Here is a 20,707-nt window from a genome sequence, read left to right on the forward strand (position 1 = left end):
ATCGCGGTTTATCTTGTCATCTTTTCAGGGCCGGCGCTTAGCCCGTTACATCATAAAATAGAGCAGGAAAATATTGACCGCCAGTAGCGTTAAACCGGTGGGTATTTGTGCTCTGATCACCGCATAGCGGTCGGGTAATTCCAGCAGCGCCGCCGGCACCAGGTTGAAATTGGCCGCCATAGGCGTCATCAGAGACCCGCAGTAGCCGGAAAACATGCCGACCGCCGCCATCACCGCCGGGTTGCCGCCGTGCTCAAGCACCAGGATCGGGATACCGATGCCGGCGGCCACGATGGGAAACGCCGCGAAGGCATTGCCCATGATCATGGTCAGCGCCGCCATGCCCACCGCAAATACCGCCACCGCGATAAAACGGTTATTTACCGCCAGATAGGTTTCGGTGAGGTGCGCAATCGCGCTGCCGACGCCGGCGCTGGTGAACAGCAGCCCGAGGGTGGCGAGGATCTGCGGCAGGATAAAGGCCCAGCCGATGGAATCAAGCAGACGCCTGGCCTCCTGTACCGACTGGAGCGGCCGGTCGTGGGTATACCTCAGGGCAAGAAGCAGGCCGATGATACAGCCGCAGGTCATGGAAAACAGCGTCACCAGGGTGGCGTTATTGCCGGTGCCGAACAGCCCGTGCTGCAGCGCGGGAAGGTTATTGAACAACAGTACGCCAGCCACCGTCACCACCGGGATAACCAGCGCTGGAATAAACAGGCGATTGCCCAGGCGGCGGGCGCTTTCTTCACGCTCTTGCGCGCTGCGCCGATGATAGCCGCCCAGCCGTACCCCGCCGAAACCGGCAATCAGCGCCATCAGGATCACCAGCACGCCGACGCCGATATGCAGCGCGCGCTGCGCATCGGCTCCCGGCCCAAGAAACCGCGCCGTCAGCGCATAGCTCCAGTCGCCAACCAGGAACACCAGCCCGTAAAGCCCCCAGAAAACGCCCGTCAGCCAGCGCCGGGGGTTGGCTTTGTCGCGCAGCGACATCACCGAGACAATCAGCAGCACTACGCCCGCCAGCCAATAGAGATAGTTTTGTTGAAACGTCATTTTTCGCTCCCCGCCGACTGTAATGCGGCCTGGTTGAGCGCCGTGAGCTGTGCCGCCAGGCGCTGGTCCATGCGCCTGAGGCGAAACGCGTGGATCAGGAAGGCGAAGATGGCGGTGGGAATGCCATACAGGGCGATATGCAAGGGTTCGGTCTGGATGCCGGCCGATTCCAGCATAAAATTGTGCATGAAAATAATGGCGCCGAAGGCGACAAAAATATCCTCGCCAAAAAATAACCCGACGTTATCGGTGGCGGCCGCCATGGCGCGCAGGCGGTAGCGTACGTCCTGCGGCAAATCGCCATAGCGGTTTTCGCAGGCGCCTTCGGCCATCGGCGCCAGCAGCGGGCGCACCATTTGCGGATGACCGCCCAGGCTGGTCAGGCCCATGGCCGCCGTCAGTTCGCGCGCCAGTAAATACACGATCAGCAGCCGCCCGGCGGTGGCGCGCTTGATTTTGGCGATCCAGTGCTGCGCATGCTCCTTTAAGCCATGGCGCTCCAGCAAACCGATTACCGCCAGGGGGATCAATAAAATAAACGCCAGGTTACGGGTGGCTAAAAATCCCGAACCGAGTTTTTCCAGGATGGCGGTGATGGGCATATGCGCCGCAAGGCCGGTGATGACGCCGGCGATAATGACCACCAGCACAGCGTTCACGCGCAGCAAAAATCCTATGATAATCGCCAGGATGCCCAATAAAGGCCAAAGGTTTACCGCCTGTTGCATGATGAGATCCTCGAAGACGAATAAAAAGAATGAGTGGCACAACGGGCCCATGGGCGTCAGATTACCAATAAATCAGCGGCGCGGGAGATAGGGAATACCTATAGAAGACAAGAGGGTAATAACGCGGCGCCGCTGATCCGGCGGCCATGCCTGGTCAGCGGGGCAAGCGCGCGGTCATGACGCGGCGATGGGGATGCCCTGGTCGAGAAAACAGGCGTGTATGCGCCGGGCAAACGCCAGCGCGTGGGGGCCGTCGCCATGCAGGCAGACGGTATCCGCCCGCAGCCTGATCCACTCGCCCGCAGGCGTGCGGACCCGGTTCTGGCGTACCATCTCCAGCGTACGCGCCAGGGCCTGGTCCGCGTCGGTAATCAGCGCGTCCGGCTCGCCGCGGGGCACCAGGCTGCCATCCCGGCGGTAATGGCGATCGGCGAAGACCTCGTGCCTGACGGTAAGCCCCAGGCGCTCGCCGGCCTTGATCAGTTCGCTCCCCGCCAGGCCCACCAGGCGCAGGGACGGGTCGACGTCTTTGACCGCGCGGGCGATGGCCTGCGCCAGGGCCGGATCGCGCGCGGCCTGGTTATAGAGCATGCCATGCGGTTTGACATGGACCATACGCCCTCCCTGCGCACGGGTGATAGCCGCAAGCGCGCCCAGTTGATACACCACCTGGGCATAAACGGTTTCCGCCGGCAGCGCCATCGCGCTGCGGCCGAAGTTTTCGCGATCCGCAAAGCTTGGGTGGGCGCCGATGGCGACGCCATAGCGCAGCGCCCAGGTTACCGACTGGCGCATGGTGTCCGCATCGCCGGCATGAAATCCACAGGCAATATTGGCCGAGCTTATCAGCTGCAGCAACGCTTCATCGTGCGCGCCGCCTTCACCCAAATCGGCGTTGAGATCCATTAGTTCACCTTTGCGTGTGTTCCGGCCGGCGGCGTAGACGGTACCTCCTGCTGCCGGGTAAGTTCAAGCTGCCAGGCGATCTGCTCCAGGTAACGCTGCTGATCGAGCCAGGCCCCCTGGGCCTCTTCCAGCGTACACTGGATAAAATGGATCGGCTCGCCCAGGCGGATCTGCGCCAGATGGAACAGATCGGCGGCAATAACGCAGGCAATACGGGGGTAGCCGCCGGTCGTCTGGGCGTCAGCCATCAGCACGATAGGCTGGCCGCCGTGCGGTACCTGCACTACTCCCGGCAGCAAACCATGCGAAAACAGCTCGCGATCGGTATTGCGGATAAGCGTCGGGCCCTGCAGGCGATACCCCATGCGATTGCTTTGGGGGCTGAGCTGCCAGCTGGAACGCCAGAAGGCATCCTGGGAATCAGCGCTGAATTCACGGTATTCAGGGCCGGGCAACGCGCGCACCCGGTTGCCGAACAGCAGTTGCCTGATACCCATTTGCCGGGTCGGCTGATATCGCGGCTGGCCGGCGCGCAGTACATCGCCGTCGCCAATCATCCGGCCCTGGTGGCCGCCAAATCCCGCTTTCAAATCGGTGCTGCGTGAGTTAAGCACCACCGGCACGTCGAAGCCGCCGGACACCGCCAGATAGCTGCGCATGCCGTGTTTCGGCGTTCCCAGCTTCAATGTCTGGCCAGGTTGGACCTGGAAGCGCCAGCCGGTCCAGACCGGTTGGCCATCCAATTGCGCATGGCAATCCGCGCCGGTCAGGGCCACCCAGCCCGCGGCGGTAATATCGGCGCTGAATTGGCCAAGGGTAATTTCCAGCACGGCGGCTTGCGCGTCATTGCCCACCAGCAGATTGGCCATTTGCATGGCCGGCAGATCAAGCACCCCGCCCTGGCTGATGCCAAGGTTACGGTAGCCGGTGCGCCCCCCGTCCTGGACGGCGGTCATCATGCCGGCGTGTATAACCTTCAACATACGCCCTCCTTTTGCGGCACGAAGCGCACATTATCACCGGGCAGCAGCAGCGTCGGCGATGTGTTCAGCGGGTCAAACAGCTTAAGCGGCGTGCGGCCGATAATTTGCCAGCCGCCGGGTGTGGCCAGCGGATAAACCCCGGTCTGTTTACCACCGATGCCGACCGACCCCGCCGGTACGGACAAGCGCGGCTCGGCGCGGCGAGGGACGGCCAGGATCTCCGGCAATTCGCCCAGATAGGGAAATCCCGGCTGGAAACCCAGAAAATAGACGATATACGCCGCACCCGCATGGCGCTCCACCACCTGCCGCGGCGACAGGCCGGTTTGCTCAGCCACCCAGGCTAAATCCGGGCCGCTTTCGCCACCGTAAACCACCGGAATCTCCACCTCGCGCGCTTCGGGGGTGATGGCATCGCTCTCTTCCCACCACATTTGCAAACGCTCGATGGCATCCAGCGCCGACTGCTGGGGATGGGTCAGCAGCACGGTGAGATTATTCATGCCGGGAATGGCCTCGCGCACCTCGTCATGGTGCGCCAGACGTGCGGCCAGCCCCCAGATCCGCCGCTGGCTCGCCAGGGTAACCGGGGGTTCCAGCTCAAGCACCACGGCGCGCTCACCTAATAAATAACATCTAGCCCGTTGCAACCAGACCTCCTGAAGACCTGTTTCGGCGCCGGCTACGGTTTCGCTATGTACTTTTTAAGAAAATTATAAGCCGGTTAACCAAAGGTTTATTTGCAGGTACTGTAAAGCGTTTCCGGGCAAAATGTAATAGCCGCCGGTCAAGCCGGATTGGGAATATCGATAAACGTCACGTCAAAACCATGCGTTCGCGCCAGCCAGTCGCCCAGCGCCTTGATGCCGCCCCGTTCGGTGGCGTGATGGCCGGCGGCAAAAAAATGCAGGCCCATTTCCCGGGCGGTATGGATGGTTTGCTCCGACACTTCGCCGGTTATAAACGCATCCATCCCCGCGCGCGCCGCCTGTTCGATAAACCCCTGCCCGCCGCCGGTACACCAGGCCAGGCGCGCGATCAGCGCCGGCGCGTTATCGCCGCAGTGCAATACCTCGCGCTCAAGGCGCATTTCCAACCGGCGAAGGAGCTCCTGCGCGCTGACGGCGGGATTCAACTCACCCCACGGCACCAGCGGCTCCAGCTGTCCCTTGACGCTGATATCCAGCAAGGCGGCCAGTTGGGCGTTGTTGCCCAGCTCAGGATGGGCGTCCAGGGGCAGATGCCAGGCAAACAGATTGATATCGTGCGCCAGCAGGGTTTTCAGGCGCCGGCGTTTCATGCCGGTAACGACCGGCGGCTCATTCTTCCAGAAATAACCGTGATGCACCAGGATCGCATCGGCATGATGTTCCACCGCCGCGTCCAGCAGCGCCTGGCAGGCGGTAACGCCGGTGACGATACGTTGCACCTCGGCGCGTCCCTCTACCTGCAGGCCGTTGGGCGCATAGTCCTGAAAGGAAACGCTGTTGAGATGCCGATGGATAAGTTGTTCCAATTCATTGTTACGCATACTGAGAATACCTTCTGTCGCAAGAACCCCGACGTTTACCCCGTCCCGGAGCTCAGCCCCAGGTTTTTGGCGGCTTGATACGCCGCCAGGGTGGTTTGGCGTGCGCTGCCATGATCAACTATCGGCCGGGGATAATCCAGTCCGGCGTGGCCGGCCCCGGGCCAACGGTGAGGTTCATGCACATAGCTGTCCGGCACCGCCGCCAGCTCCGGCAGCCAGCGGCGGATAAACACGCCCTGTTCATCGAAGCGGCGTCCCTGGGTGGTGGGATTGAATATACGAAAATACGGCGCGGCGTCGGTGCCGGTGGAGGCGGCCCATTGCCAGCCGCCGTTATTGGCGGCAAGGTCACCGTCAATCAGCCGGGAGATAAAATACCGCTCGCCTTCGCGCCAGTCGATAAGCAGATCTTTTACCAGGAAGCTGGCGGTAATCATGCGCAGCCGGTTATGCATCCATCCGGTTTGGTTCATCTGGCGCATGGCGGCATCGACGATGGGGTAGCCGGTATTGCCCTGCTGCCAGGCGGCAAGCAGGACGTCATCCCGGTGCCACGCCACATGGCGGGTCCAGCCGATAAACGGCTGGTGCTTGCATAGGGCGGGATATGCCACGATCAGGTGACGATAAAAATCACGCCAGATCAGCTCATTGAGCCAGGTAAACGCGCCGCTGTCGGCATGTTCCAGCACCAGGGGATAAGCGCTGCGCAGGCGATTATAGCACTGGCGCGGGGAGAGTACGCCCAGCGCCAGATAGGCGGACAGCCTGCTGGTGGCGTCCTGGGAGGGAATATCGCGCATCTTGCGGTAGTCCTGCATTTGCTGATGGCAAAAGGTACGCAGCCGCGACAGCGCGACATCCTCGCCCGCGGGATACGCCTCCCCCGGCGCCTGCCGGGGATAATCAAACGGGGCCAGGCCGTCCGCCGACTCAGGCGCCGCGTTTATCCGGCGCGACGGCGCGGGCAGGCATTGCGGATCGGCCTCGGCCAGCTTGCGCAGAAAGGCGTTGCGAAACGGGGTAAACACTTTATACATGCCGCTGTCGCCGGTGCGCACGCTGCCGGGCGGCAGCAGCGTGCCGTCATCAAACCCCTGGCATATCACCCGGCCGTCCAGGGCCTGCTCCAGCGCCCGATCGCGCCGCTGCTCGTTAAATTCGTACTGGTAGTTGTAGAACAGCGCGCCGGCCTGTTGCCGCCGGCAGAAATCCGTGAGCCATGCCACCGAGGCATTAAAATCGGGACATTGATGGTAATGCAAAGCAATGCCGCGCGCCGTCAAGCCATGGCGCAGCGCCGCCAGATTATCCAGCAGGAAAGCCGCCTGGCGCGGCGCCATGCCGTGCAGGCGCCATTGCTCCGGCGTGGCGATATAGACCGCCAGCACCCTGGCGTCAGGATCACGGCAGGCGGCATAGAGCGCCGGGTTATCGTGGAGGCGTAAATCCGCGCGCAGCCAGACGAGATGTGTTTTCATGGGCTCTTCCTTGATAACGGTAAAGGGCGGTCAATGCCCGTAACGTAGCCGCAGGGCTTCCGGATAGGGTTCAAAATAGCGTTGCTGCGCCAGCCAGGCGTCAGGATATTCGGCCATATAATGCTTAAGCAGCGTAATCGGCGCCAGCAGGGGCTGCATGCCCTGCCGGTAGCTGTCGATGAGCGACGTCAGTTCCTGGCGCTGTTTTTGCGTCAGGTAACGATGGAAGTAGCCCTGCGCATGCATCAGGACATTGGTATGGTTCGGCCGTGTGGCGTTGTTCGACAGCAGCGCCATCAGTCGGTTACGGTATTCCAGGGCAAAACTTTCAAGCGTAGCAAAGCGATCCATGGCCGCGACAAACGGCCCTATCTGCCGGTATTGCGGCTGGGAATGAGCCAGCAGCAGCAATTTATAACGGCTGTGGAACGCCATGAGCCCGCCGCGCGTCAAGGGCTGTTGCAGCAGTTGATTAAACTCGTACAGCGTATAGACCCTGGCGACGAAATTCTCGCGCAGCTGCGCGTCGTGCAGCCGGCCGTCTTCCTCCACCGGCAGCCAAGGCAATTGCCGCATCAGCTCCCCGGTATACAGGCCGACGCCGTTTTTGCGCGCGCCGGCGCGATCGTAGACCCTGACCCGTTCCATTCCGCAACTGGGCGATTTGGCGCAGACGATGTATCCGCATAGATCGCCCAGCGTTTGCACCTGCTGCTCGGAAAACGACTGCATCGGCTGCGTCAGATCGTCGTCGTTTTGGTTTTTGCCGGTGCGCATGGCGATGCGGCCTTGCTCGTCCCTGACCAAGCGCAGCGCCGGCCGGGGGGTGGGCAAACCGATGGCCATTTCGGGGCAGATGGGCGCAAAACGCACGTAGGGAGCCAGTTCGTCCATGGCAAACGCGAAGCGGCGGTGTCCGCCGTCAAAACGGACTTTTTCTCCCATCAGGCAGGCGCTGATGCCGACGGGGATTTTATTGCCCATGCATGACTCCCACATATGATCGATCGTTAAGCAAAGCGTAGACGATTATCCTCCGGCCCGCGGCGGGTTTGCGACAAAAGTCCCGCAGGTTAAAGCGCGGGCCGCCGATGCCGGCGTAGCACGAAGAGTGCGCTTTTTTAGCCCATAAAGCGTCTTGTTTAGCGTAATTTTACGCGCCGCGCCGCACTCTTTGCGCGGTTGCGGCAATGTCCCCCGGCCGGCGCGGGATCGCATAGAGATAAAGATTCACCGCGCAGGGATATGCGCGGATAATACCCAGGCGAGCAGGCGCTTTTTTTATGTTACCCTGCCGCTGGACGCGCCCGCCCGCTATGACGCCACAGGAGGAAACGTGAGCACCCTGACTGCCAATATCCTGATAATCGAAGATGAGGACGCCATCCGCCGTTTTGTCCGCCAGGCGCTGGAACGCGAAGGCTACCGGGTATTTGAGGCGGCCACCATGGAGCGCGGCTTGCTCGAGGCGGCCAGCCGCAAACCGGATCTCATCATGCTCGATTTGGGGCTGCCGGACGGCAACGGCGTGGATTTTATCCGCGATTTACGCCTGTGGAGTTCAATCAGCGTCGTGGTGCTGTCGGCCAGAAGCGACGAACAGGATAAAATCGATGCTCTGGACGCCGGCGCGGAGGATTACCTGACCAAGCCCTTCGGCATCGGGGAACTGCTGGCGCGCGTACGCGTCGCGCTCCGGCGTCCGCTGCGCGGCGATGAAAAGCCCGCGACGGTGAATTTTGCGGCGGTGAGCGTGGATCTGGCCAACCGCCAGGTGACACGTGACGGCGAGCTGTTGCATTTAACGCCCATCGAATTCCGCCTGCTGGCCGTCCTGATTGCCCATCAGGGCAAGGTCCTCACCCAACGTTATCTGCTGGGAGAGGTCTGGGGGCCCAACGCGGTGGAACACAGCCATTATCTGCGCATTTACATGGGCCATCTGCGGCAAAAGCTGGAGCGGGATCCGGCCCAGCCCAACCACCTGCTGACCGAGACCGGCATCGGCTACCGTTTTATGCCCTAGGCGGCTGTATCAGCCTGGCGTTAACCCGCCGCGCCCGGTCCCTTCTTCAACAACTGCATAAAATCGCGAAACGGTTCACGCAGCGGCGCAAACAAGGGATGTTTGCGATGTTCCATCATCACCTCCGAGAACAGCTTGAGGCCGATGGCGAAAGACGCGGTTTTCTCAGGTCCGAAGGCCAAATCCTCCCGCCCCTGTAAGCGCGTCGCGATGCCCAGGATTTCATCGTGGTTTTCAACCTCGAACGACAGCGCGGGCATATCCAGCGGCTGGCCGTGTTTATCGGCGATGGGCGCCACGGTAATTTTGTATTTATATCCCGCCATGATTTTCCTCCGCCGGCGCCGCCAGCACCTGCGCTATAGTATTAACCGCCTCCAGCAAGGCGGTGTTTATCCGCTCGACCTGCGCCGGCGTCAGGTCGGCGCGCAGCATATTGCCGCGTAACAATCCCTTTAATTGCCGCATGCTGTCGGTTATGCCCGGGATCAGGCTGCCTTCCCCGCGTTTGCCTGCCTGGGCGAGCCGCTCGAACAGGGCGGTAATCGCCGCCTGATGCCCGGCCAGCTCTTCCTCGCCCGCCGGGGTAATCTGGTAGTTCTTACGGCTCTGGCCTTCGGCGGTGACCGACATCAGGAAGTCCTGATCCACCAGCAGGCTCAGGGTCGGGTAAATTACGCCTGGACTGGGAATGTACAACCCGGAAGAAGCCAGCTCGATTTCCTTGATCAGCTCATAGCCGTAGCTGGGTTTGCGGGCCACCAGCGCCAGCAGGATCATGCGCAGATCGCCATGGCCGAACAGACGCTGCGTCCTGTGTTCGCCGTCATGGTGCCCGTGGCGCTCATGGTGTCCCCTGCCGCCATGCATACCGCCACGGTCGTGCAAGGCATAATGATGATGATAAAGCATGGTTCTCTCCCGGTTATTTAGATATATCTAAATTAACGTATAACAAAAAAAAAGCAATAAAAGATATATCTAAATGAGGATTTTTTTATCTGCGCGCCAGTATCACCGGCTGCCTGGCGGCGCTGAAAGGCAAAAAAAGGCGCTGATAAATCAGCGCCTTGGATAATGAAAGCTCCCCCGTAACGGCGGGTATGGCGGCGGCGCGAGATGCGTCGACCGCCGGGCGGGCCTTATTGTGCCCCGGCCAGTACTTCGCCGACGATTTCCACCGCCTCGCGTTCGATTTGTTCCCGGTGCTTAGGCCCCAGGAAGCTTTCGCAATAAATTTTGTAGGCCTCCTCGGTGCCGGACGGCCGCGCGGCGAACCAGCCGTTTTTGGTCATCACCTTCAGGCCGCCGATGGACGCGCCGTTGCCGGGCGCCTCGGTCAAGCGCGCGGTGATGGGGTCGCCGGCCAGGGTGCTGGCAGAGACCATTTCAGGCGACAGCTTGGCCAAAACGGCCTTCTGCGCGTGGGTGGCCGACGCCTGGATGCGGTTATAGCTGGGCGCGCCGAAACGTTGCGCCAGTTCATCATAGTGCTGCTGGGGATTTTTACCGGTGACCGCGGTAATTTCCGCCGCCAGCAGGCACATAATGATACCGTCTTTATCCGTGGACCAGGGCTTGCCGTCAAAACGCAGGAACGAGGCGCCGGCGCTCTCTTCGCCGCCAAAACCCAGGGTGCCGTCGAACAGGCCGTCGACAAACCATTTAAACCCGACGGGCACTTCCACCAGACGGCGGCCCAGATCGGCCACCACCCGGTCAATCATTTCACTGGAGACCAGGGTTTTGCCCACCGCCACGTCGGCGCCCCACTGCGGACGGTGCTGGAACAGGTAGTTGATCGCCACCGCCAGGAAATGATTGGGGTTCATAAGACCCGCCGGGGTAACGATGCCGTGCCGATCGTAATCCGGATCGTTGGCCAGGGCCAGGTCGAACTTATCACGCAGCGACAGCAGGCCGGTCATGGCCCATTGCGACGAACAGTCCATGCGGATAATGCCGTCGTGGTCGAGATACATAAAGCGGAAGGTCTGGTCGATTTGCTCGTTCACCAGCGTCAAATCGAGTTGGTAATGCTCGGCGATGCGCTGCCAATAGGCAATGCCGGACCCGCCCAGCGGATCGACGCCCAGTTTCAGTCCCGCTTTTTTGATGGCCGCCATGTCCACGACCTCGGCCAGCCCCGCCACATAGGACTGCACCAGATCCTGCGCATGGATATGGCCGCTGTTCCAGGCCGCGTCCAGCGACTGGCGCTTAACGCCGCGCAAATCGTCCGCCAGCAGGGCATTGGCGCGCTCTTCGATCACTTTGGTCAGATTCGTGTCCGCCGGTCCGCCGTTAGGCGGATTGTATTTGATGCCGCCATCTTCCGGCGGATTATGGGACGGGGTGATGACAATGCCGTCGGCCTGGGCGCCGCCGGCGCGATTGTGCGTCAGGATGGCGTTGGACACCGCCGGCGTCGGGGTAAAGCCGTTGTCCTGCTGGACGATGATTTCCACGCCGTTGGCGCTGAGTACTTCCAATACCGAAATAAACGCCGGTTCGGACAGCGCATGGGTGTCCTTGCCCACATAACACGGGCCGGTAACGCCCTGCCTGGCGCGCTCTTCGGCAATGGCCTGGCTGATGGCCAGGATATGGGCTTCATTGAAACTGTGGCGCCCCGCGCTGCCGCGATGGCCTGAAGTACCGAATTTTACCGCATGCGCGGTGTTGCCCGGCTCCGGACGCAACACATAATACTGCGAGGTTAACTGCGCGACATTGATTAAATCGCTTTGCCGGGCGGGCTGCCCGGCGCGGGGGCTATTAGCCATCGGTGCTTCTCCCTTGCCTGCTGTTGATCAAATGGTACCGCAAACTTTATCGGTCAGTTCCACGGGGAACTGCATTGCCAGCATAATGTGTTCCACCATGCTCCGTTTACGATCGGTGTTGGTGTTGGTGATAACCCAGTAGGGCGTTTGCGCTACCTGCTTGGGTTTAGTATGGCTGCCATTTTGCAATAATGTCTGCTCATCAGCGGCAAAATAAGTACGGGTGCGGCCGTGCAGGATATCCGCCGCCTCGGTAAATTCGGCGGGCGACAGGCTATACAGGGTGGACAGCACCAGCATAAAACGATCAACCGCCTTGCGCTGCTCGGCGTAGCTGTCGGAAAGGAGGAGCTCACGCATGGCGCGCACGCGATCGCGGGTCGCCGACGCGGCCTCCGCCTTGAGGGGTGTTTCCGGGGGCGGCGCGCTGCGCGCTGCGGCGCTGGCCTGAGCATTAAATTTCAGCATCCGGCGTAAAATATCCGAGGCGCTTTCGCCGATATGCTGCGTATGGCTGGCGATATAGCGGTAAAGGTCTTCGTCGACTTCAATTGTTTTCATCTTTATCCGGGGCTTTCTTCTCATAAATCAATCAAAAGGATTATACAAGCTAAACCTGCCCCGCGAATAGCGCTAGTATCCGGCTTCGGTAAAAAGTCGGAATTTCCCCCGAGGGCCTTCCTGGCGCCGCCGGTTTTTTTACGGCCGCGGGACGGATAACTCATGATAGGCTATCAGGCTCTGTTATCGCCATGAGGATCAGGATGAAATTACACTATCGTCTGCAACCTGCCCGGCAGCCGGGTGAAGCACTGCCGGTGATATTGCTGCACGGGCTGTTCGGTAGCCTTGATAACCTGGGCGTGCTGGCCAGGCCGCTTGGGGAACACCACGCCACCCTGCAGATTGATCTGCGCAATCACGGCTTGTCCCCCCATGACCACGATGCCGGTTATGCCGCCATGAGCCGGGACGTGATCGAATTGCTTGATGCGTTGCATATCGACGCCGGTCACCTCATCGGCCATTCCATGGGCGGCAAGGTCGCCATGACCCTCGCCGCCCAGGCGCCCGGCCGCGTTGCGCGGCTGGCGGTTATCGATATGGCGCCGGTGGCCTACCCCACCCGCCACCATGACAACGTCTTCGCCGCGCTCAGGCGCGTCGAGGCGGCGGGCGTCACACAGCGCACGGAGGCGGCGGCGCTCATGCGCCATGACGCCCTTGATGAGGAAACCATCCAGTTTTTGCTGAAATCCTTTCACCAGGGCCGGTGGCGGTTTAACGTCGAGGCGCTGTGGGATAACTATCCGGCGCTTATCGGCTGGCGGGAGTCGGCGCCCTGGCTAGGGCCGGCGCTGTTTATCCGCGGTGAAAAATCGCCTTATCTGGATGACAGTTACCGCCAGGCGATCCAACGCCAGTTCCCCCGGGCGCGGGCGCATGTGGTCGCCGGCGCCGGTCATTGGGTTCATGCGGAAAAACCCGCGGCGGTCATGCGCGCCCTGGCCCGTTTCCTGGAAGAATAGACCGGGCCGCCGCCGGGATTAGCGCCCGCGAGTTTAATATTGTCGTTTGCTACCGGGCTGGGGTAACATGGCCCGCTGTGTTTTATGGCAGCCCCGGCGTACATAAAACATAACGTTACGGGCGATGCGCGTCCGACGGCGTAGCCAGCCACGCCGCCGGCCGGGGTTTGCCCGCCTGCTTCTTGATGCACAATCCCTTCATGACCTATGGCAAAAGAACAAACGGACCGCACCACCCTGGATTTATTTATCGATGAGCGGCGCCCGGGAAGACCGAAGACGAACCCCCTGTCCCGCGATGAGCAGTTGCGCATCAACAAGCGTAACCAGCTGCGCCGGGATAAAAAGCGCGGCCTGCGCCGGGTGGAGCTGAAAATCAACGCCGAGGCGGTGGATGCGTTAAATGAGCTGGCCTACCGGCAAAACCTGTCGCGCAGCGAGCTGATCGAATTGATTTTACTGGCCGAGCTTGAACGGCAACAAGGCGCGGATCCGCATCCGGAGTAAACTTGCCGGCCCGGTAAAGCGCCATCCCGTCCAGGGCCCAAGGCCGCGAACGGGGCAAATTTGCGACAAAACCCGGCCGGCGAGTTTCTCCCCGCATTAGGGTCTGCTATGATTGCCGCAGAGCATCGCTGATTCTGTTACGGAACATATCCATAATATTTAAGAGGTTTTCAAATTCATGGCAACTGTAGGCATTTTTTTTGGCAGTGACACCGGCAATACCGAAAATATTGCCAAAATGATTCAGAAGCAACTGGGTGCGGATGTTGCCGAAGTTCATGACATTGCCAAAAGCAGTAAAGAAGACCTGGCGCGGTTCGACACCCTGCTGCTCGGCATCCCGACCTGGTATTACGGCGAAGCGCAATGTGACTGGGATGATTTTTTCCCCACCCTGGAAGAAATAGATTTCTCCGGCAAAAAAGTGGCGCTGTTCGGCTGTGGCGATCAGGAGGATTACGCCGAATATTTCTGTGACGCCATGGGCACCATTCGCGACATTATCGAGCCCAACGGCGCGACCATCGTCGGTCACTGGCCCACCGCCGGCTACCATTTCGAAGCGTCGAAAGGACTGGCGGACGACAATCACTTCATCGGCCTGGCCATTGACGAAGACCGCCAGCCCGAGCTGACCAATGAACGCGTGGACGGCTGGGTGAAGCAAATCAGCGCTGAATTGCAGCTCAGCTAAAGTCAAGCCGTGCGGGAGGGTGCCGCCGCCGCGGCGCCCGGCAAGGGAATCGGTTGCCGTCATGGCGTCGGGACGGCGCCGCCAACCTCACTGATAACTAAATCCTTTCAAATTAATAGATACAAGTTTTTAACTTTTATCCACAACGCGGTACAATAGCGCAGCGGTTCCACCCTTTTTAGCAAAATGTTGCAGAATTCGCCCCCTGAAACGGGCTATAGTTGTTAACAAGGCGCGGTTTTCATTTTGGACAGGCAGTCTTATAATGAGACGGCGTCACATTTTTCGGGCCGACCGATGTTATAGGCTAAGTTAGCCTACAATCAGATTATCAAAGTAACAGGACTAAACCCGCATGACTGACAATAATATTGCATTGAAGAAGGCCGGCCTGAAAGTCACCCTTCCCAGACTGAAGATTCTGGAAGTGTTGCAAGATCCGGAATGCCATCACGTCAGTGCGGAAGATCTGTACAAAAAACTGATCGATATGGGTGAGGAAATCGGCCTGGCCACGGTATATCGCGTGCTAAACCAATTTGACGACGCCGGTATCGTAACCCGCCACAATTTTGAAGGCGGCAAATCCGTTTTTGAACTGACGCAACAGTATCATCATGACCACCTGATCTGTCTGGACTGCGGCAAGGTTATCGAATTTCGCGACGAGTTCATCGAAGCGCGCCAGCGTGATATTGCCAAAAGGCACAATATCAAGCTGACCAACCATAGCTTATATCTGTATGGGCATTGTGAAATCGGCAACTGCCGCGAAGACGAAACGCTGCACGATCACGCCGATATGCTCAACGGCGTAAAAGAATAACCGCGGCGCGGTCCGTTTCTCCAAAGCGGCTGTTATCGCGCCGCTTTCTCACCCTGCAACGATTTTTTTTCAATGAGGCTAAACGCCGCCCGTCCCCTTCCCTGGTAACGTTTCCTTCCCGAAGCGCGTCGACAAGCGTCGTATCCGCCAATCACCGCCGTGCTCACCGCCGGCAAACTCCAGAAAACTTCACAGAAAATAAAAATAAATAAAGAATAAATAGAGGCCCTGGGACGCTATTTTGGGCTAATTTGCGTAATCCATTGAAACGACAGCGTTTTTATTGCGATTTTTTCACCGGGTAAATTATTCTGTGAATCTGATGATAAAGCTATTTTTCGCTGTCAGCAGTAAGCGACAACAAAAGATACATTTTAATTATATGATTTTATTGAATTAATATAGCCAAAAATACCTTCCTGAAATTAACCCGGATCGATGACTCGATTTTTACACAAAAAGTTAATTTATAAATTAATAAAAAACGTGAAGTTCGCAGCAGATTTTAAACTTTCGCCATGGTGATATAGTGACAGGCAATGTTAATCACCAGAGATAGTCCAGATGAATGATGCGGAACTGCAAAACGATATGCCGCGCGGCATAGGCATTGCTCCTTATATTCGTATTAAACAAGAAGGCATGACTGAAAACGAAAGCCGGATAGTGGAGTGGTTTTTATCTCCCGGCAACCTCACCGACGTCTCGGGGATCAAAGAGGTGGCCCTGAGTCTGGGCCTGTCGGAAGCCATGATTGTCAAGGTGTCGAAAATTCTCGGTTTCAGCGGCTTTCGCCAGCTGCGCAGCGCCATCGTCGAGTATTTCGATCATGCCGACCATGATATCACCGCCGAACTCTCGCCCACCGACAGCCCGGAGGATGTGGTCAACAAAGTGTTTAACCTGACCGTACGCACCATTGTCGAAGGCCAGGCGATAGTCGACGCCAACGTCATCCAGCAGGCGGCCCAATGCTTTTTTGCCGGCCATCAGCGCGAGCTGTACGGCGTCGGCGGCTCTAATTCCATTTGCGCGGACGTGCAGCATAAATTCCTGAAAATCGGCTTGCGTTGCAATGCCTACCTGGACGCGCATTTGATGATGATGTCGGCCTCCCTGTTGCAACCGGGCGATGTGGCGTTGGTGGTATCCCATTCGGGCCGCACCAGCGATCTGAAACGGGTGGTGTCGATTGCCAAGGATAATGGGGCCAAGATCATTTGTATTACCCATAGCAGCAATTCCCCCATAGCCCAGCTGGCTGATTTTAATATTTGTTCACCGGCGCCGGAAACGCCGTTATTAGGCAGAAACGCTTCGGCCCGTATTTTGCAGCTTACGCTGCTGGATGCGTTTTATGTCTCGGTAGCGCGGCAGGATATCGAGCTGGCGAATAAAAACCTGGAAAAAACGAGTTCCATTACCAAGTACCTGAAGCGTGATTATAAATAATTCTCTTTTGGAGATAGAATAATGAATAAATTTCTTAAATTGGCCGGTGGCGCCGCCTGTGGACTGATGTTGTCCACCGTGGTCCACGCGGCAGCCGATTACGCCGTTGTTCTTAAAACATTATCCAACCCTTTCTGGGTAGAGATGAAACAAGGCATTGAGAAAAAGGCCCAGGATCTCGGCGTGACGGTGGATATATTCGCGTCACCGTCGGAAGGCGACTTCCAATCGCAATTACAATTATTCGAGGATTTAACCAATAAGAATTATAAAGGCATCGCCTTTGCGCCTTTATCGGCGGTGAATCTGGTGATTCCCGTCGCCAAGGCTTATCAGAAAGGGATTCACCTGGTTAACCTCGACGAAAAAATCGATTTAGCCAGCCTGGCCAAGGCCAAGGGCAACGTCGAAGCCTTTATCACCACCGATAATGTCGCGGTCGGCGCGAAAGGCGCCAAATTTATTATCGATAGCTTGGGCGCCCAGGGCGGCGAAGTGGCCATTATCGAAGGCAAGGCCGGCAACGCCTCGGGCGAGGCGCGGCGCAACGGCGCGACCGCGGAGTTCAAGGCCAACAGCCATATCAAGCTGGTGGCCAGCCAGCCGGCGGATTGGGATCGCATCAAGGCCCTGGACGTGGCGACCAATGTGCTGCAACGTCATCCCCAGTTGAAGGCCTTCTATTGCGCCAACGATACCATGGCGATGGGCGTGGCGCAGGCGGTGGCCAACGCGGGACAGACCGGCAAGATCCTGGTGGTCGGCACCGACGGTATTCCCGAGGCGCGCAAGATGGTCGCCCAGGGCATGATGACCGCCACCGTGGCCCAGAATCCGGCGGAAATCGGCGCCAACGGCCTGGCCATCCTGGTGAATACGGTGAAAGCGGGCAAGCTGATTGCGCTTGATGCCCAGCCGAAAATTGAAACCGTCGATTCTATATTAGTCACCAAATAGTCCAGGTGCCGCAAGACCGCCTATTCCCGCCGTCTTGTCATTAATCCGGAGAGTAATATGAGCACTCCATATATTAAAATGGAGGGGATCGCCAAATCCTTTGGTCCCGTCCAGGCGTTGCAATCAGTTGACCTGGAAATATACCCTAATGAGATACATGCTTTATTAGGTGAAAACGGCGCCGGCAAATCAACCTTGATGAAAATACTTTCCGGTATTTACGAACCGACTGCGGGGAAAATAATAATTAATAATGTTGAGTACGCGAAGCTTGATCATAAAGTCGCTGCCAGATTGGGCATTGGAATAATTTACCAGGAATTAAGCGTTATCGATGAATTAACCGTGTTGGAGAATTTATTTATCGGTCGTCTGCCGGTAAAAAAAGTGTTCGGCGTAAACGTGGTGGACTGGCACGACATGCGTACCAAAGCGGCTATTATGCTGCTGCGCGTGGGGCTGAAAATACGGCTTGACGAGAAGGTCGGCAACCTGTCCATCAGCCAAAAGCAAATGCTGGAAATCGCCAAGACCCTGATGCTGGACGCCAGGGTGATCATCATGGACGAGCCGACCTCTTCCCTGACCTATAACGAAGTGGATTACCTGTTCCTGATCATGAACCAGCTGCGCCAGGACGGCACGGCGATTGTCTATATTTCGCATAAGCTTAACGAAATACGCCGCATCTGCAACCGCTATACGGTGCTAAAGGACGGCAGCAGCGTCGCGTCCGGGCAGATGGGACAGGTGACCAACGATGATATTGTCCGGCTGATGGTCGGACGCGAGCTGCAAAACCGCTTTCGCTCCCTTAAGGAGAAGGTTGGCGGCGACACGGGGGACGCCGATATCATCTTTGCGGTGGAGAATATCACCAGCCGGGATAAACGCCGGGTCAAGCACGTCTCCTTCCAGGTAAAAAAGGGCGAAATCATGGGCTTTGCCGGACTGGTGGGGTCGGGACGCACCGAATTCATGAACTGCATCTTCGGCGTGGAACCGAAAAGCAGCGGCAAGGTGATGCTGCATAACGTCGATATCACGCCCTCTTCGCCGCTGGACGCCCTGAAGAAGGGCATGGGATATATCACCGAAAGTCGGCGTGAAAACGGCTTTTTTGATAATTTTTCCATTGCGCAGAATATCGCCATCAGCAAAAGCCTTAAGGATGGCGGCTATAAAGGTGCTCTGGGATTATTTAATCCGGATAAGGAAAGGCAGCTGGCGGAAACGCAGCGGCGGCTGCTATCGCTGAAATGCAGTTCGGTGGACCAAAATATCACTGAGTTATCCGGCGGCAACCAACAAAAGGTATTGATATCAAAATGGCTCTGCTGCGAGCCGGAGGTTATTATTTTTGACGAACCTACCCGCGGCATTGATGTCGGGGCCAAGGCGGAAATTTATAAGGTGATGCGCACATTGGCCGCCACGGGAAAAACCATATTGATGGTGTCATCCGAACTGCCGGAAATCATTACCGTATGCGACCGTATCGCAATATTTTGCGAAGGGACATTAGCCCATATTCTTGACAATAATGAGAGTATCGGGGAAGAAGATATTATGACGTGGGCTCTGCCACAAAGCTGAGGGAAATAAAAATGGAGAAGGCCACCTTTAACTTCCAAAAATTCTGGGATCAGTACGGCACGTTTTTTATCCTGGCGATTATTGTTGCCATATTCGGCTCTATATCCAGTGAATATTTTCTGAAAACCAACAATATTACCCAGATCCTGGTACAGAGTTCGGTAACGGTCTTGATCGGCATGGGCGAGTTTTTCGCCATCCTGGTGGCGGGCATCGACCTGTCGGTGGGGGCTATCCTGGCCTTGTCGGGCATGGTGACCGCCAAGCTGATGCTGGCGGGTCTTGACCCGGTCTCCGCCGCGCTGATTGGCGGGGTGGTGGTCGGCGGGCTATTGGGCGCCATCAACGGTTGCCTGGTTAACTGGACCGGCCTGCATCCCTTTATTATTACCCTCGGCACCAACGCTATTTTTCGCGGCATCACCCTGGTCATTTCCGATGCCAACTCGGTGTACGGCTTCTCATTCGGCTTTGTTAACTTCTTTGCCGGCAGCGTGCTGGGTATTCCGGTACCGGTGATTTTTGCTTTGATCATTGCGGTTATCCTGTGGTTTATTACCGCGCGCACCCGGCTTGGCAGAAATATTTACGCCCTGGGCGGCAACAAAAATTCGGCATTTTTTTCCGGTATCGACGTTAAATTCCATATGCTGGTAGTGTTTATTATTTCCGGCATCTGCGCCGGGCTCGCCGGCGTGGTATCCACCGCGCGCTTGGGCGCGGCCGAGCCTTTGGCCGGCATTGGCTTTGAGACCTATGCCATCGCCAGCGCCATTATCGGCGGCACCAGTTTTTTTGGCGGCAAGGGACGAATATTCTCGGTGGTAATTGGTGGTTTAATTATTGGCACGATTAACAATGGCCTTAATATTCTTCAGGTGCAAACGTATTACCAATTAGTTGTCATGGGGGGATTGATTATCGCCGCCGTGGCTTTAGATCGACTTATCAGTAAATAGGTAACCGATATGAAGATATCCCCTTCTTTAATGTGCATGGATTTATTAAAGTTTAAAGAGCAAATTGAATTTATCGATCGTCATGCGGATTATATCCATATCGATATCATGGACGGGCATTTTGTGCCCAATCTGACGCTGTCGCCGTTTTTTGTCGAGCAGGTCAAGCGCCTCGCCAGTAAGCCCCTGGATTGCCATTTAATGGTCACCCATCCGGAAGATTATATCGACAGCCTGGCGAAGGCGGGCGCCGGCATGATTACCCTTCATCCGGAAACCTTGTCCGGCCAGGCCTTTCGGCTTATTGAGAAGATCAGGTCCCTGGGATTGGGCGTGGGATTGATACTCAATCCTGAATCGTCGGTGGAGATGATGAAATATTATATCCATCTGGCGGACAAAATTACCGTCATGACCGTCGATCCCGGTTTTGCCGGCCAGCCGTTTATCACCGAAATGCTGGAAAAAATAGGCCAGCTCAAGGCATACCGCGAGAGCCACGGTTTGCGGTATGAAATTGAAATTGACGGTTCATGCAACCAGCGCACCTACCGTTCGCTGATCGCGGCGGGCGCGGATGTCTTTATCGTCGGTTCTTCCGGCCTGTTTAATAATGCGCCGGATATCCACCAGGCGTGGAAAATGATGACCGACCAAATCCAGGACGCGCGGAAAGAGGCCAGCTAA

At 57.6% G+C, this 20,707-nt stretch carries 22 protein-coding genes; 10 read left to right on the forward strand and 12 right to left on the reverse strand.

Features of this window, described 5'->3' with window-relative positions; genetic code table 11:
• Positions 1 to 45: 45 nt before the first annotated feature.
• From ACL2XM_RS14810 to ACL2XM_RS14845, 8 genes are all read right to left on the reverse strand, one after another.
• Positions 46 to 1,059 carry a DUF979 domain-containing protein gene (locus ACL2XM_RS14810; RefSeq protein WP_413731170.1) on the reverse strand — a complete coding sequence of 338 codons (1,014 nt, stop codon included), beginning with the start codon at positions 1,057 to 1,059 and terminating at the stop codon, positions 46 to 48.
• Positions 1,056 to 1,787, reverse strand: coding sequence for a DUF969 domain-containing protein (locus tag ACL2XM_RS14815; protein WP_413731171.1), 732 nt, complete (start codon positions 1,785 to 1,787; stop codon positions 1,056 to 1,058). The genes ACL2XM_RS14810 and ACL2XM_RS14815 overlap by 4 nt, the downstream gene beginning before the upstream one ends.
• Before the next feature lie 174 nt (positions 1,788 to 1,961).
• A complete protein-coding gene (gene pxpA / locus ACL2XM_RS14820) occupies positions 1,962 to 2,693 on the reverse strand; it encodes a 5-oxoprolinase subunit PxpA (protein ID WP_413722308.1) in 732 nt (243 codons plus the stop codon).
• Positions 2,693 to 3,676 carry a 5-oxoprolinase subunit PxpC gene (gene pxpC, locus ACL2XM_RS14825; RefSeq protein WP_410016055.1) on the reverse strand — a complete coding sequence of 328 codons (984 nt, stop codon included), beginning with the start codon at positions 3,674 to 3,676 and terminating at the stop codon, positions 2,693 to 2,695. The genes pxpA and pxpC overlap by 1 nt, the downstream gene beginning before the upstream one ends.
• A complete protein-coding gene (pxpB, locus tag ACL2XM_RS14830; protein WP_410016056.1) occupies positions 3,670 to 4,326 on the reverse strand; it encodes a 5-oxoprolinase subunit PxpB in 657 nt (218 codons plus the stop codon). Before pxpB ends, pxpC begins: the two co-directional genes overlap by 7 nt.
• Before the next feature lie 137 nt (positions 4,327 to 4,463).
• Positions 4,464 to 5,207 (reverse strand): type 2 GTP cyclohydrolase I, encoded by a 744-nt coding sequence (locus ACL2XM_RS14835; protein ID WP_410016057.1) that lies wholly within the window; start codon positions 5,205 to 5,207, stop codon positions 4,464 to 4,466.
• 35 nt (positions 5,208 to 5,242) lie between these two features.
• Positions 5,243 to 6,688, reverse strand: coding sequence for a deoxyribodipyrimidine photo-lyase (phrB, locus tag ACL2XM_RS14840; protein ID WP_413731172.1), 1,446 nt, complete (start codon positions 6,686 to 6,688; stop codon positions 5,243 to 5,245).
• A 30-nt stretch (positions 6,689 to 6,718) separates the two neighbouring features.
• A complete protein-coding gene (locus ACL2XM_RS14845) occupies positions 6,719 to 7,672 on the reverse strand; it encodes a YbgA family protein (RefSeq protein WP_410016059.1) in 954 nt (317 codons plus the stop codon).
• A 361-nt stretch (positions 7,673 to 8,033) separates the two neighbouring features.
• On the opposite strand from ACL2XM_RS14845, the gene kdpE reads away from it, so the two are divergent.
• A complete protein-coding gene (gene kdpE / locus ACL2XM_RS14850) occupies positions 8,034 to 8,714 on the forward strand; it encodes a two-component system response regulator KdpE (RefSeq protein ID WP_410016599.1) in 681 nt (226 codons plus the stop codon).
• 20 nt (positions 8,715 to 8,734) lie between these two features.
• Here kdpE and ACL2XM_RS14855 read toward each other — a convergent pair whose 3' ends face one another.
• From ACL2XM_RS14855 to seqA, 4 genes are all read right to left on the reverse strand, one after another.
• Positions 8,735 to 9,040, reverse strand: a complete 306-nt coding sequence (locus ACL2XM_RS14855; protein ID WP_410016060.1) for a DUF3861 domain-containing protein — start codon at positions 9,038 to 9,040, stop codon at positions 8,735 to 8,737.
• The gene (locus ACL2XM_RS14860; RefSeq protein ID WP_410016061.1) at positions 9,027 to 9,626 is read right to left on the reverse strand and encodes a PadR family transcriptional regulator; all 600 of its coding nucleotides are present in this window, start codon (positions 9,624 to 9,626) and stop codon (positions 9,027 to 9,029) included. Before ACL2XM_RS14860 ends, ACL2XM_RS14855 begins: the two co-directional genes overlap by 14 nt.
• Positions 9,627 to 9,856: 230 nt before the next feature.
• A complete protein-coding gene (pgm, locus tag ACL2XM_RS14865; protein WP_410016062.1) occupies positions 9,857 to 11,500 on the reverse strand; it encodes a phosphoglucomutase (alpha-D-glucose-1,6-bisphosphate-dependent) in 1,644 nt (547 codons plus the stop codon).
• Between the two features lie 27 nt (positions 11,501 to 11,527).
• The gene (seqA, locus tag ACL2XM_RS14870; RefSeq protein WP_413727053.1) at positions 11,528 to 12,061 is read right to left on the reverse strand and encodes a replication initiation negative regulator SeqA; all 534 of its coding nucleotides are present in this window, start codon (positions 12,059 to 12,061) and stop codon (positions 11,528 to 11,530) included.
• Between the two features lie 203 nt (positions 12,062 to 12,264).
• Here seqA and ACL2XM_RS14875 point away from each other — a divergent pair, with 203 nt between their 5' ends.
• From ACL2XM_RS14875 to alsE, 9 genes are all read left to right on the forward strand, one after another.
• Positions 12,265 to 13,029 carry an alpha/beta fold hydrolase gene (locus tag ACL2XM_RS14875; RefSeq protein WP_413730757.1) on the forward strand — a complete coding sequence of 255 codons (765 nt, stop codon included), beginning with the start codon at positions 12,265 to 12,267 and terminating at the stop codon, positions 13,027 to 13,029.
• A gap of 207 nt (positions 13,030 to 13,236) precedes the next feature.
• The gene (gene ybfE, locus ACL2XM_RS14880) at positions 13,237 to 13,536 is read left to right on the forward strand and encodes a LexA regulated protein (RefSeq protein ID WP_410016065.1); all 300 of its coding nucleotides are present in this window, start codon (positions 13,237 to 13,239) and stop codon (positions 13,534 to 13,536) included.
• 178 nt (positions 13,537 to 13,714) lie between these two features.
• A complete protein-coding gene (gene fldA, locus ACL2XM_RS14885; RefSeq protein ID WP_410016066.1) occupies positions 13,715 to 14,230 on the forward strand; it encodes a flavodoxin FldA in 516 nt (171 codons plus the stop codon).
• Positions 14,231 to 14,585: 355 nt separating this feature from the next.
• Positions 14,586 to 15,056, forward strand: a complete 471-nt coding sequence (fur, locus tag ACL2XM_RS14890) for a ferric iron uptake transcriptional regulator (RefSeq protein ID WP_410016067.1) — start codon at positions 14,586 to 14,588, stop codon at positions 15,054 to 15,056.
• Positions 15,057 to 15,620: 564 nt separating this feature from the next.
• The gene (gene alsR / locus ACL2XM_RS14895) at positions 15,621 to 16,508 is read left to right on the forward strand and encodes a transcriptional repressor AlsR (RefSeq protein ID WP_410016068.1); all 888 of its coding nucleotides are present in this window, start codon (positions 15,621 to 15,623) and stop codon (positions 16,506 to 16,508) included.
• A gap of 21 nt (positions 16,509 to 16,529) precedes the next feature.
• Positions 16,530 to 17,465, forward strand: coding sequence for a D-allose transporter substrate-binding protein (gene alsB / locus ACL2XM_RS14900; RefSeq protein ID WP_410016069.1), 936 nt, complete (start codon positions 16,530 to 16,532; stop codon positions 17,463 to 17,465).
• 57 nt (positions 17,466 to 17,522) lie between these two features.
• The gene (gene alsA, locus ACL2XM_RS14905) at positions 17,523 to 19,061 is read left to right on the forward strand and encodes a D-allose ABC transporter ATP-binding protein AlsA (protein ID WP_413722302.1); all 1,539 of its coding nucleotides are present in this window, start codon (positions 17,523 to 17,525) and stop codon (positions 19,059 to 19,061) included.
• An 11-nt stretch (positions 19,062 to 19,072) separates the two neighbouring features.
• Positions 19,073 to 20,020, forward strand: coding sequence for a D-allose ABC transporter permease (gene alsC, locus ACL2XM_RS14910; protein WP_410016071.1), 948 nt, complete (start codon positions 19,073 to 19,075; stop codon positions 20,018 to 20,020).
• A gap of 9 nt (positions 20,021 to 20,029) precedes the next feature.
• Entirely contained in the window at positions 20,030 to 20,707 is a 678-nt protein-coding gene (alsE, locus tag ACL2XM_RS14915) for a D-allulose 6-phosphate 3-epimerase (protein ID WP_410016072.1), read from the forward strand.

Source organism: Sodalis sp. RH20 (assembly GCF_047324205.1).
GTDB lineage: Bacteria > Pseudomonadota > Gammaproteobacteria > Enterobacterales > Enterobacteriaceae > Acerihabitans.

Excerpts from the sequence above, each read along its gene's own strand:
- ACL2XM_RS14810 (WP_413731170.1), bottom strand. The coding sequence starts at position 1,059 with ATGACGTTTCAACAAAACTATCTCTATTGGCTGGCGGGCGTAGTGCTG.
- ACL2XM_RS14815 (WP_413731171.1), bottom strand. The coding sequence starts at position 1,787 with ATGCAACAGGCGGTAAACCTTTGGCCTTTATTGGGCATCCTGGCGATT.
- pxpA (WP_413722308.1), bottom strand. The coding sequence starts at position 2,693 with ATGGATCTCAACGCCGATTTGGGTGAAGGCGGCGCGCACGATGAAGCG.
- pxpC (WP_410016055.1), bottom strand. The coding sequence starts at position 3,676 with ATGTTGAAGGTTATACACGCCGGCATGATGACCGCCGTCCAGGACGGG.
- ACL2XM_RS14835 (WP_410016057.1), bottom strand. The coding sequence starts at position 5,207 with ATGCGTAACAATGAATTGGAACAACTTATCCATCGGCATCTCAACAGC.
- phrB (WP_413731172.1), bottom strand. The coding sequence starts at position 6,688 with ATGAAAACACATCTCGTCTGGCTGCGCGCGGATTTACGCCTCCACGAT.
- ACL2XM_RS14845 (WP_410016059.1), bottom strand. The coding sequence starts at position 7,672 with ATGGGCAATAAAATCCCCGTCGGCATCAGCGCCTGCCTGATGGGAGAA.
- ACL2XM_RS14855 (WP_410016060.1), bottom strand. The coding sequence starts at position 9,040 with ATGGCGGGATATAAATACAAAATTACCGTGGCGCCCATCGCCGATAAA.
- ACL2XM_RS14860 (WP_410016061.1), bottom strand. The coding sequence starts at position 9,626 with ATGCTTTATCATCATCATTATGCCTTGCACGACCGTGGCGGTATGCAT.
- pgm (WP_410016062.1), bottom strand. The coding sequence starts at position 11,500 with ATGGCTAATAGCCCCCGCGCCGGGCAGCCCGCCCGGCAAAGCGATTTA.
- seqA (WP_413727053.1), bottom strand. The coding sequence starts at position 12,061 with ATGAAAACAATTGAAGTCGACGAAGACCTTTACCGCTATATCGCCAGC.
- ACL2XM_RS14875 (WP_413730757.1), top strand. The coding sequence starts at position 12,265 with ATGAAATTACACTATCGTCTGCAACCTGCCCGGCAGCCGGGTGAAGCA.
- ybfE (WP_410016065.1), top strand. The coding sequence starts at position 13,237 with ATGGCAAAAGAACAAACGGACCGCACCACCCTGGATTTATTTATCGAT.
- fldA (WP_410016066.1), top strand. The coding sequence starts at position 13,715 with ATGGCAACTGTAGGCATTTTTTTTGGCAGTGACACCGGCAATACCGAA.
- fur (WP_410016067.1), top strand. The coding sequence starts at position 14,586 with ATGACTGACAATAATATTGCATTGAAGAAGGCCGGCCTGAAAGTCACC.
- alsR (WP_410016068.1), top strand. The coding sequence starts at position 15,621 with ATGAATGATGCGGAACTGCAAAACGATATGCCGCGCGGCATAGGCATT.
- alsB (WP_410016069.1), top strand. The coding sequence starts at position 16,530 with ATGAATAAATTTCTTAAATTGGCCGGTGGCGCCGCCTGTGGACTGATG.
- alsA (WP_413722302.1), top strand. The coding sequence starts at position 17,523 with ATGAGCACTCCATATATTAAAATGGAGGGGATCGCCAAATCCTTTGGT.
- alsC (WP_410016071.1), top strand. The coding sequence starts at position 19,073 with ATGGAGAAGGCCACCTTTAACTTCCAAAAATTCTGGGATCAGTACGGC.
- alsE (WP_410016072.1), top strand. The coding sequence starts at position 20,030 with ATGAAGATATCCCCTTCTTTAATGTGCATGGATTTATTAAAGTTTAAA.